This is a genomic window from Actinoplanes sp. GCM10030250 (genome assembly GCF_042666575.1).
Classification (GTDB): Bacteria; Actinomycetota; Actinomycetes; order Mycobacteriales; family Micromonosporaceae; genus Actinoplanes.
The window spans coordinates 14,683-25,784 of record NZ_JBHTDO010000022.1 but is presented as its reverse complement, the minus strand read 5'-3'; the positions used below and the strand labels follow the sequence as shown (position 1 = coordinate 25,784).

The following is an 11,102-nucleotide window of genomic DNA, read 5'->3' as shown; positions in this document are numbered from 1 at the left end:
CGGGCCGTGGCCACCGTGCAGAGGCGCGCTACGGACGTGAGAATCATGTTCCGCTCCTCACGAACACCTCTGCTAGCCTGGTCACATGCGCGTTTCCCACCTCGGCTGGTGGCTGCCCTGACGGGGCGGCACCTTCCACGCGCGATCACTTCCGCGGCCGCCCAACCGGGCGGCCGCTTTTGCGTCTCCAGCGAGCCTCTCCGGACCGGGCGGTCACCCGTACCCAAAGGAGATCGTCATGACGCTCACCGCAACCGCCGCTCCGGCCCGGACCCGCCGCCTGACCGGTTTCAAGCCCACCGGTCACCTGCATCTGGGCAATCTGCTGGGCGCGCTGCGGCCGCTGATCGCGGCGCAGGACGCCGCGGACTCGGTCGCGCTGATCGCGGACCTGCACGCGATGACTGTGGAGCACGACCCGGCAGCGGTACGCGAACTCGCCCTCGAACAGGTCACCCTGATGCTCGCCGCCGGAGTCGACCCGTCCCGCACCCCGATCGTGCTGCAGTCCCACGTGGCGCAGCACACCGAGCTGCACTACCTGCTCGAATGCGTGACCGGCTTCGGGGAGGCGGCCCGGATGATCCAGTTCAAGGAGAAGTCCGCGGCCGGCGGCCCGGTACGCCTGAGCCTGCTCACCTATCCGGTGCTGATGGCCGCCGACATCCTGCTGTACGACATCGCCCAGGTACCCGTCGGCGAGGACCAGAACCAGCACCTCGAGCTGACCCGCACCCTCGCCACCCGCTTCAACACCCGGTACGGCCACACGTTCACCGTGCCCGACGGTGTCCGCCCGGAGTCCGCCGCCCGGGTCATGGACCTGGCCGAGCCCACCGCCAAGATGGGCAAGACCAGCGGCTCCGGTACCGGCCGCATCGGCCTGCTGGACCCGCCCGAGGTGGTCCGGCGCATCATCTCCCGGGCGGTCACCGACGACGTCGCCGTGGTCCGCCGCGATCCGGAGCGGCAACCGGGCATCACCAACCTGATCGACATCCTGTCCGCCTGCACCGGCCGGCCGCCGACGGAGACCGGCTCCTACGGTGTCCTCAAGCGCGAGGTCACCGACGCGGTGGAGGCACTGCTCACCCCGATCCAGGCCCGGCACGCGGAGCTGGTCGCGGATCCCGGTCACGTCCGGCGGGTGCTCGCGGACAGCGCGGACCGGGTACGGCCGACCGCCGCGGCCACGGTTCGGCGGGCGCGCACCGCCCTCGGGCTACTGGACTAACGCGGGCAGGCGCTTCTCGAAACAGAGGCGGTCCGGGCCGGCGGCGTGCTCACCGAACGGCTCGACCTGCCGATAGCCGGAGGATTGATAGAGGGCGATCGCCGCGGTCAGCCGGGTGCCGGCCGCCAGCCGGATCACCGGGCAGCCCGCGGCGAGCGCCTCCTCCTCGACAGCCACGATCATCTGGCGGGCCAGGCCCCGGCCCCGGAACGCCGGGCGCACATACATCCGCCTCACCTCGGCGACACCCCCGTCCAGGGCCTGCCAGGCGCCGCACGCCACGGCTCGGCCCTGGACGACACCCACCAGGTACGCCACGTCGTCGTGCGGCTCGAATATCCGGTCCCCGGCCCCGGTGCCGGCGGCGGCCAGCTCCCGCTGCTGGGCGGTGACGAGCGCGGCGAGTTCGGGGTCCAGCGAGGGCCGGGATTCGATAAGCACGGAGGTAACGGTAGGTGATGACCCTTTCCGGCGGGTTGCGCCGATCTGGCCGGTGCCCTATTCCTCGATGTCGTCGTCCTCGTCGCTGACCAGCACCGGGCGCTGCGAGTTCGCCATGGTGCTGATCGTCCCGTCGGCCGCCATGTGCAGCAACTCCTCGTCGGAGCGGACCCGGCGGGCCTTGCGGGCGGCGAGTCGCTGAGCCGCCGAGGCCCGGCTGGAGAGCTCCTCCAGGCGCGAGTCGGTGCCGCGGGGGCCGGACACGTAGTCGCCGGCGTTGGGCTGCCAGTCGAACTCCCGCTCGCCGATCCGGACCGGATCGCCGCCCTGGGCACCCCGCTTGGCCAGCTCCGCCTCCACGCCGAGCCGGTCCAGCCGGTCGGCCAGGAAGCCGATGGCCTCGTCGTTGTCGAAGTTCGTCTGCCGGACCCAGCGCTCCACCTGAGGGCCGCGGATCACGAAGACGCCGTCCTCGTCCTGCTCGATGGTGAACCCGGCGTCGTCGATCGCCCGCGGGCGGATCACGATGCGGGTCGCCTCCTCGACCGGCTTGGCGGCACGGTTCTCGGCGACCAGCTTGGCGAGGGCGAAGCTGAACTCCCGCAGACCCTCACGGGTCACCGCGCTGATCTCGAACACCTGGTGGCCGCGGGCCTCCAGGTCGGGGCGGACCATCTCGGCCAGGTCCCGCCCGTCCGGGATGTCGATCTTGTTGAGCACCACGAGCCGGGGCCGGTCCTCCAGGCCCCCGTAGGCGGACAGCTCCGCCTCGATGGCGTCCAGGTCGGCGAGCGGGTCCCGCTCGATCTCCGGCGCCGCGGCGTCGAGCACGTGCACCAGCACCGAGGTGCGCTCGATGTGCCGCAGGAACTGCATGCCCAGACCCTTGCCGGTGGCCGCGCCGGGGATCAGGCCGGGCACGTCGGCGATGGTGAACGTCTCGTCACCGGCCTGGACCACGCCGAGGTTCGGCACCAGCGTGGTGAACGGGTAGTCGGCGATCTTCGGCTTGGCCGCCGAGATCACCGAGATCAGCGACGACTTGCCGGCCGAGGGGAAACCCACCAGGCCGACGTCGGCGACGCTCTTCAGCTCGAGCACCACGTCGAGCCGGTCACCCGGCTCGCCGAGCTCGGCGAAGCCCGGCACCTTGCGGCGGGTGTTCGCCAGCGAGGCGTTGCCCCGGCCGCCGCGGCCGCCGCGCGCCACCGTGAACTCGGTGCCGGCGCCCATCAGGTCGGCCAGCACCTCGCCGTCCTCGGTCTGCACCACGGTGCCGTCGGGGACCTTGAGGATCAGGTCCCTGCCGGTCGCACCGTCGCGGTTGGAGCCGGCGCCACCACCGCCGTTGTTGGCCTTGATGTGCGGGTGGAAGTGGAAGTCGAGCAGCGTGTGCTGCTGCGGGTCGACGACCAGCGTGATGCTGCCGCCGTGCCCGCCGTTGCCGCCGTCCGGGCCGCCGAGCGGCTTGAACTTTTCCCGGTGCACGGAGACACAGCCGTGCCCGCCGTCACCCGCCTGCAGGTGCAGCACTACCCGGTCGACGAACGTGGTCACTTCAGCTCCTACTACTGCCGGTTCTTCCCGGCCTGGTCCAACTCCGCCCGGATGGGCTTCCCGGCCCCACAGGGCTGGGCTTCCCGGCCCCACAGGGCTGGGCTTCCCGGGGACGCCGGGATGAAACGACAGCGGGCCGCGGACCCGAGGGTCCACGGCCCGCTGTAGAGAAAAACTACTCCGCGACCGGCACGATGCTGACGGTCTTGCGGCCACGCGACGTGCCGAAGAGCACGTTGCCGGTGGCCAGTGCGAAGAGCGTGTCGTCGCCACCGCGGCCGACCAGGTCGCCCGGGTGGAACTTGGTCCCGCGCTGGCGGATCAGGATCTCGCCGGCGTTGACCAGCTGACCACCGAACCGCTTGACGCCGAGTCGCTGTGCGGCGGAGTCACGGCCGTTCCGCGAGCTGGATGCACCCTTTTTATGAGCCATGGCTGCGCCTACTTCCCGCTCTTGATGCCGGTCACCTTGACGCGGGTCAGCGGCTGGCGGTGCCCCTGGCGCTTGTGGTATCCGGTCTTGTTCTTGAACTTGTGGATCCGGATCTTCGGACCCTTGGTGTGCTCGGCAATCTCGCCGGACACCGTCACGTTGGCAAGCTTGGCCGCGTCGGTCACCAGGTTGTCACCGTCGACGAGGAGGATCGCGGCGAGGGTCAGGGCGTCGCCGGGCGCACCGACGAGCTTCTCGACCTCGATCACGTCGCCCTCGGCAACCTTGTACTGCTTGCCGCCGGTCTTGACGATCGCGTACATCGACGCGGACTCCCTGAGACTTACGCAGCCGGAAGACTGCTGGCGGATACTGCTGAGGATCCCGGCTGGCGCTGTGAGGCGCGCACGGAACAGGCGCCGAAAAAGCGCCGTTGGCAAGCGTACTTCATAGCCGGGGCCAGACCCAAACCGGGCCGGGTTGCGCCTAGCTCTGGCCGCACGCCTTGTCCAGTGTGCCCCGCAAACCGGCCAGCTTCTTGTCGTTGATCTTGTCGAGATCACCCTTGAGCGCGGTCACCTGAGCACCCATCGTGCCCAGCGCCTTCTTCACCTTCGGGTCGGAGGCCAGCTTCGACATGTCGAGCAGCGCGAAGGCGAAGTTCTCCACATCACGGGAGGCCTTCTGTTCGGCCTCGGTCTCGGCCTGCCCACCCTGGGCGGACGCCTTCTTGAGCAGGCGGTAGTCCTCTTTGAACGTCTTGCCGAACGCGACGCTGGTCCGTGAGGCCTGCTCACAGATGGCGTCGGTGTCCTTGGCCAGCGCGGCGTCACCGGCCGCGGCGGCGGGTGCGTCCGGGGTGTCGGCGGCGGGCGTGGCGGCACCGGGCTCCGCGGCGGCAGTGGCTCCGGCGGCGGCCGACGGCACCGACCCCGGTCCGGTCGCGGCCTCCGGCTGATCACTGGAGCAACCGGCCAGGAGCAGGGCGGACAGGCCCGCCGCGGCGAAAAGAACATGGCGCATGGGGGTGCGGCCTCCTCGGACAGGATCGAACCGGGCTGAGTCGATCCCGCCGAGGGTAACGGATGACACGGCTCGGTAGTTAACTTTCTTTACAGCTAACTTCCGAGCCGTGTCGTCGCGGTGTCAGGGCCGGGTACGCCGCCGGGTGCCACCCCTGCGGGAGCGGCGGCGGGTACCCGTACCCGCGCCCACCGGCTCGTCCTCGTCCTCTTCCTCGCCCTCGTCCTCGGCCGCGTCCGGGTCGTCGGCGCCGGCCAGCCGCATGGGCTCGGCCGGGTCGTACTCCGCGCCGTTCGCGTCGGGTCCGTCGTACCGGGAGAGGTCGTATCCGCTGATGTCGTAGCCGTCGTCGTCGCCGGAGGTGGTGACCGCCGGCTTGGCGGCCGGGCGCACGATGCCCGAACCAACCATCGGCGCCTCGGCAACGGGGGCCGTCTGAGCAACCGGCGCCTCGGACACCTCGGCGACCGGGCCGGCCTCGACCGGCGTCTCGGCAACCGGCGCCTCGACCATCGGGGCCTCGGTGACCGGAGCCACGACCATCGGGGCCTCGGTGACCGGAGCCTCGACCATCGGGGCCTCGGTGACCGGAGCCTCCTCGACCACGGCACCACCACGGCGGCGCCGCTGCTTACCGGCCGGCTGCTGTTGCTGCGGCTGCTGCTGTGCGGGCTGTGCGGGCGCCTCGGTACGGGCAGCCGCCGCCACCGCCTTCACCTGAGTGCCGGCACCGTTACCGCCGCCACGCTTCTCCGGCACCGGCTCCGGGTGGATGACCAGACCGCGGCCCTTGCAGTGGTCACAGGTCTCGCTGAACGCCTCCAGCAGGCCCGCACCGATCCGCTTACGGGTCATCTGCACCAGGCCCAGCGAAGTGATCTCGGTGACCTGGTGCTTGGTCCGGTCCCGGCCCAGGCACTCGGTCAGCCGCCGCAGCACCAGGTCGCGGTTGCTCTCCAGCACCATGTCGATGAAGTCGATCACCACGATGCCACCGAGGTCGCGCAGCCGTAGCTGGCGCACGATCTCCTCGGCCGCCTCGAGGTTGTTACGGGTGACCGTCTCCTCCAGGTTGCCGCCGGCACCGGTGTACTTACCGGTGTTGACGTCCACCACCGTCATCGCCTCGGTCCGGTCGATCACCAGGTGACCGCCGGAGGGCAGGAAGACCTTGCGGTCCAGGCCCTTGAGGATCTGCTCGTCGATCCGGTGCTCGGCGAAGACGTCGCCGGTACCGGTGTGCCGGCGCAGTCGCTCCACCAGGTCCGGCGAGACCGACTCGAGGTAGTTCTCGACCTCGGCGTACGCCTGCTCGCCCTGCACGATCAGATCGCGGAAGTCCTCGTTGAAGAGGTCACGGACCACGCGGATGACCAGGTCCGGCTCCTCGGACAGCGCACGCGGCGCGTTACCCTCGGCCGCCCTGACCTGGATGTCCTCCCACTGCGCCTGCAACCGCTTGACGTCGCGGGCCAGCTCGTCCTCGCTGGCGCCCTCGGCCGCGGTCCGGACGATCACGCCGGCGCCGTCCGGCACCATCTTCTTCAGGATGTCCCGCAGCCGCTTGCGCTCGTTGTCCGGCAGCTTGCGGCTGATACCGGAGGCGTTGCCGTTCGGCACGTAGACCAGGTGCCGGCCGGAGAGCGCGATGTGGCTGGTGAGCCGGGCGCCCTTGTGGCCGATCGGGTCCTTGGTGACCTGCACCAGCACGGAGTCGCCGGAACGCAGCGCCTGCTCGATCGAGCGGGCCCGGCCCTCCAGGCCGGTGGCATCCCAGTTCACCTCACCGGCGTACAGCACGGCGTTGCGGCCGCGGCCGACGTCGACGAAGGCGGCCTCCATGCTCGGCAGCACGTTCTGCACCTTGCCGAGGTAGACGTTGCCGACCATGGTGCCGGAGGTGGCACGGGCGACGTAGTGCTCGACCAGGATGCCGTCCTCGAGAACGGCGATCTGGGTGCGGTCCTGCTTCTGGCGGACCACCATGACCCGGTCGACGGCCTCACGGCGGGCCAGGAACTCCGACTCGCTCAGGATCGGCGGGCGGGTCCGGCGCTGCTCGCGGCCGTCCCGGCGGCGCTGGCGCTTGGCCTCGAGCCGGGTCGAACCGGAGACGCCCTGCACCTCGTCGCTGCGGCGGGGCTCGCGCACCCGCACGACGGTGTGCACGCCGTCCTCGATACCGCCGGCCTCACCGTCCCCGCTGGAGCCCTTGCGGCGCCTGCGGCGGCGGCGGCGGGTGACACCGTCGCCCTCGACCTCGCCCTCCTCGGAGTCCTCGTCCTCCTCCTCGGAGTCGGCCGAAGCCTCGGTGCCCTCCTCGGGATCGCCCTCGCCCTCGCCGTCGTCGCCGTCCTCGGACTCGTCCGAGGGGCCCTTGCCACGGCCACGGCCACGGCGTCCGCGGCGGCGCCGGCGGCGGGCACCGTCCTCGTCCTCGTCGGCCTCGTCCTCGACGCCCTCCTCGACGTCGTCGGCGGACTCGTCGGGCTCCTCCAGCACCGGCTGGGTGACCGTGACCTCGGCCTCGGCGGGCTCGTCGGCAGCACCGCGGCGACGGCGCCGGCTGCGGCGCGTGGTCTCGGTGGCGCGTTCCTCGGCGACCGGGGTCTCGGCTGCCGGGGCCTCGGTGACAGCCTCAGCAGTGGTCTCGGTGGCCGTCTCGATGACGGCCGGTTCCGCGGCCGGGCGGCGGCGCCGGCTCACCGGCGCGGGCTCGGTGTCAGTGGCGTCCGGAGGCATGAACAGTACGGCGGGGGGCAGCGCGACACGGCGTGCCCGGGTCGGGCGGGCCGGCTTCTCCTCGACGAAGTCGTCGTCGAGCGGAAGGATGCCGACGACCGGAACCCCGGCGGCGCGGGCGGCGGAGGCGGCCGCGATGGCCGCGTCCTCGATGAGGGCGGCCTCGTCCTCATCGATCTCTTCGTCAGCCGGCGTCTCGGCGAACGGCAGAGTGTCGGCGACCGGTGATGTCGCGACGGCCGGCGTCTCCACCGGCGGCGCGGTCGCTTTGACCGGTGCCGGGGCGTCGACAGCGGCGGCCTCAGTCTCGGGCAGCTCGGGGGCCGGAGCGGCGGCTTTCTTACGGCGGGCCCTGGTCGCCTTCACCGGAGCGACCGGTGCCTCGGCTTCCTCAGCAGCGGGCTCAACGAGCGCCGCGGCCACGTCCGTTGCCGCTTCCGTGGCCGCCGGAGCAGCGGCTTTACGGCGGCTACGGGTGGCTTTCTTCACCGGAGCGACCGGGGCGGCCTCGGCTCCGGTCTCGGTCTCAGCCGGGACGGCGGCCGGCTCGGCGCCGCCGTCGACGGCATCCGGCCCGGCGGGGCCGGCACCGGTCACCGGCGCCTCCGCCTCAGGCGGGGGCGCGGCGGCTTTCCGGCGCGGTGCCCGCGTCCGGCGTGCCGGGGTGGTGCTTGCGGCGGCAGCTGCGGGGGGAGCGACTGCTCCGTCCCGTTCACCGCCCTGGTCTCCCAGGTTCACTGGGGGCTCGTTATCGAGCATGGGGCGCTCTCCAGTTCTCGCGACCCCGGGCGCGGGTGAGCGCTGCCACGCAGGATCGCTGCAAGTGTTCCGGGCCCGGCCGGCTCGGCCGGGCTTCCGAAGTCTGCCAACGAACGCCGACCGGTTCCCGGCTAGCGTCCTCCGATGCCGACGTCCTCGCGATCCGCGTCCAACGGATCGACGATCTCCCCCTGCGCGGTGAGTGTGCCCTGGGCCAGCCGGGTCACCCTGGGGGGCACCGGCGGCTCCAGGCCAGCCACCACGCGCAGGCCGGAAAGGACGTCATCGGGCCGAACGGCGGGCGTTACCTGCCGTACGACAAGGTCGATTATCGCACACGGTACTCCAACCGCCCCGGAAGGTAGGTCCTGCTCGCTCGCGACCGTGAAGCTGTTCACTGCCGCGCGCGAGTCGAAGGTCCGCCGGCCCTGCTTGGTCATCCGCTCCACCAGCACCTCAGAGGCACCGAGGAAGGCCGCGACGGCGCTCGCGGCGGTCGCCGGCTCCACCTCGGGAAGCTCCAGCCGCCATCGGGAGGCGTCGATACGATCGGCCAGGCTGCCGGTTCCGCCCGCGATCACCGCCTCCAGGATGTCCAGGCCGGGTGAGAGCGCGGCGTCCAGGGCGACCCGCATCGCTTCCGGATCCACCGGTGCCTGCAGGCCGATCTCCAGGTACTCCGCCTCGCTGCCGACGCCGGTGGGTGCGGCGCTGGCGTACGAAATCTTGGGGTGTGGTGTGAAGCCCTGGGAATAGGCGATGGGCACGGCGGCGCGGCGCAACGCCCGCTCGAAGGCGCGAGCAAAGTCACGATGTGAGGTGAAGCGCAGCGGACCACGCTTGGCATATCTCAAGCGGATCCGCTGCACGACCGGGGCCTGACCGCCCACGGGCTGGTTCTTCGGGGAAATGGTCTTCTCCTAAGCAGAGACCCTTTGAAGAGGGTCTTCCGTCGAATTCGGGGCAGCGGGCGGGGCGGTCGGGTGGGTCACGGGTGTCAGGGGGAGCAGCTTCTTGCCGGTCGGGCCGATCTGGATCTCGGTGTCCATCGACGGGCAGACGCCGCAGTCGAAGCACGGGGTCCAGCGGCAGTCGTCCTGCTCGAACTCGCTCATCGAGTCCTGCCAGTCCTGCCAGAGCCAGTCCTTGTCGAGGCCCGAGTCGAGGTGGTCCCAGGGCAGGACCTCCTGCTCCTCGCGCTCGCGGACGGTGTACCAGTCGAGGTCGACGCCGAACTCGGGCAGCACCTCGGCGCAGGCCTCGACCCACCGGGAGTACGAGAAGTGCTCGGACCAGCCGTCGAACCGGCCGCCCTTCTCCCAGACCCGGCGGATGACCTTGCCGACCCGGCGGTCACCGCGCGAGAGCAGGCCCTCAATCAGCGACGGCTCGCCGTCGTGGTAGCGGAAACCGATCGCGCGGCCCAGCGACCGATCGCTGTTGATCTCCTGCTTGAGCAGCTTCAGCCGGGCGTCGATGACCTCCGGCGACGCCATGCTCGCCCACTGGAACGGGGTGTGCGGCTTCGGGACGAACCCGCCGATCGACACCGTGCAGCGGATGTCCTTGGTGCCGGCGGCCTCACGACCGGCCCGGATCACCTCGTGCGCCATCTGCGCGATCTCAAGGACATCCTCGTCGGTCTCGGAGGGCAGGCCGCACATGAAGTACAGCTTCACCTGCCGCCAGCCGTTGCTGTACGCGGTCACCACCGTCCGGATCAGGTCCTCCTTGGTCACCATCTTGTTGATGACCTTGCGGATCCGTTCCGAACCGCCCTCGGGGGCGAAGGTGAGGCCGGTGCGCCGCCCGTTGCGGGACAGCTCCTGGGCCAGATCGATGTTGAACGCGTCCACCCGGGTGGAGGGCAGCGACAGCGAGACGTTGGTGTCCGCGTACTGCTCGGCGAGGCCGGAGCACATGTCGCCGATCTCCGAGTGGTCGGCGCTGGAGAGCGACAGCAGGCCGACCTCGGAGAAGCCGGAGAACTCGAGGCCCTGCTGCACCATCTGGCCGACGGTGGTGATCGACCGCTCCCGCACCGGGCGGGTGATCATGCCGGCCTGACAGAACCGGCAGCCCCGGGTGCAACCACGGAAGATCTCCACCGCATACCGCTCATGGACGGTCTCGGCGAGCGGAACAAGAGGCTTCTTCGGGTACGGCCACGCGTCCAGATCCATGGTGGTGCGCTTGGCCACCCGGAACGGCACGTCCGGCCGGTTCGGCACGACCCGCTGGATCCGCCCGTCGGGCAGGTAGTCGACGTCGTAGAAGCGCGGCACATAGATGCTCTCGGTACGCGCGAGACGCAGCAGCAGCTCGTCACGCCCGCCGGGGCACCCCTCGGCCTTCCACTCCCGGATGATCCCGGTGATCTCCAGGACCGCTTCCTCGCCGTCACCGAGCACGGCGGCGTCGATGAAGTCGGCGATCGGCTCCGGGTTGAAGCTGGCGTGCCCGCCGGCCAGCACGATCGGGTCGTCGATGCCGCGGTCGGCGCTGTCCAGCGGGATGCCCGCCAGCTTCAGCGCGCACAGCATGTTCGTGTAGCCGAGTTCGGTGGCGAACGAGAGCCCGAACACGTCGAACGCCTTCACCGGCCGGTGCGCGTCGACGGTGAACTGCGGGACGCCGTTCTCCAGCATCAGCGTCTCGAGGTCCGGCCACACCGCGTAGGTGCGCTCCGCGAGCACGTCCTGCTGCTCGTTGAGCACCTCGTACAGGATCTGCACACCCTGGTTGGGTAGCCCCACCTCGTACGCGTCCGGGTACATCAGCGCCCACCGGACCGTGGTGGCGTCCCAGTCCTTGACGACGGCGCCGAGCTCGCCGCCCACATACTGGATCGGTTTGCTGACCCGGGGCAGCAGCTGCTCGAGCTGCGGGAAGACGGAACTCACGCTCATGGGG

Annotated in this window: 9 protein-coding genes; 1 reads left to right on the top strand and 8 read right to left on the bottom strand. The window is 70.9% G+C overall.

From position 1 onward, the window contains the following. The first annotated feature begins 238 nt into the window (after positions 1 to 238). A complete protein-coding gene (gene trpS, locus ACFQV6_RS25755; RefSeq protein ID WP_378030156.1) occupies positions 239 to 1,234 on the top strand; it encodes a tryptophan--tRNA ligase in 996 nt (331 codons plus the stop codon). Here the strand turns inward: trpS and ACFQV6_RS25750 are convergent. The 8 genes from ACFQV6_RS25750 to ACFQV6_RS25715 form a co-directional block, all read right to left on the bottom strand. Next, positions 1,223 to 1,675, bottom strand: coding sequence for a GNAT family N-acetyltransferase (locus ACFQV6_RS25750; protein ID WP_378030155.1), 453 nt, complete (start codon positions 1,673 to 1,675; stop codon positions 1,223 to 1,225). The two genes, trpS and ACFQV6_RS25750, sit on opposite strands and share 12 nt — an antisense overlap. Before the next feature lie 57 nt (positions 1,676 to 1,732). Continuing rightward, positions 1,733 to 3,232 carry a GTPase ObgE gene (gene obgE, locus ACFQV6_RS25745; protein WP_378030154.1) on the bottom strand — a complete coding sequence of 500 codons (1,500 nt, stop codon included), beginning with the start codon at positions 3,230 to 3,232 and terminating at the stop codon, positions 1,733 to 1,735. A gap of 175 nt (positions 3,233 to 3,407) precedes the next feature. Then, positions 3,408 to 3,665, bottom strand: a complete 258-nt coding sequence (rpmA, locus tag ACFQV6_RS25740) for a 50S ribosomal protein L27 (protein ID WP_378030153.1) — start codon at positions 3,663 to 3,665, stop codon at positions 3,408 to 3,410. An 8-nt stretch (positions 3,666 to 3,673) separates the two neighbouring features. Next, positions 3,674 to 3,988, bottom strand: coding sequence for a 50S ribosomal protein L21 (gene rplU / locus ACFQV6_RS25735; protein WP_378030152.1), 315 nt, complete (start codon positions 3,986 to 3,988; stop codon positions 3,674 to 3,676). A gap of 163 nt (positions 3,989 to 4,151) precedes the next feature. Then, entirely contained in the window at positions 4,152 to 4,688 is a 537-nt protein-coding gene (locus tag ACFQV6_RS25730) for a hypothetical protein (RefSeq protein WP_378030151.1), read from the bottom strand. A 123-nt stretch (positions 4,689 to 4,811) separates the two neighbouring features. Next, complete coding sequence (locus tag ACFQV6_RS25725) at positions 4,812 to 8,189, bottom strand: Rne/Rng family ribonuclease (protein WP_378030150.1); 3,378 nt, start codon at positions 8,187 to 8,189, stop codon at positions 4,812 to 4,814. 131 nt (positions 8,190 to 8,320) lie between these two features. Next, positions 8,321 to 9,058 carry a TIGR03936 family radical SAM-associated protein gene (locus tag ACFQV6_RS25720; protein ID WP_378030278.1) on the bottom strand — a complete coding sequence of 246 codons (738 nt, stop codon included), beginning with the start codon at positions 9,056 to 9,058 and terminating at the stop codon, positions 8,321 to 8,323. A gap of 51 nt (positions 9,059 to 9,109) precedes the next feature. Next, positions 9,110 to 11,098 (bottom strand): TIGR03960 family B12-binding radical SAM protein, encoded by a 1,989-nt coding sequence (locus tag ACFQV6_RS25715; protein WP_378030149.1) that lies wholly within the window; start codon positions 11,096 to 11,098, stop codon positions 9,110 to 9,112. Positions 11,099 to 11,102: the final 4 nt, after the last annotated feature.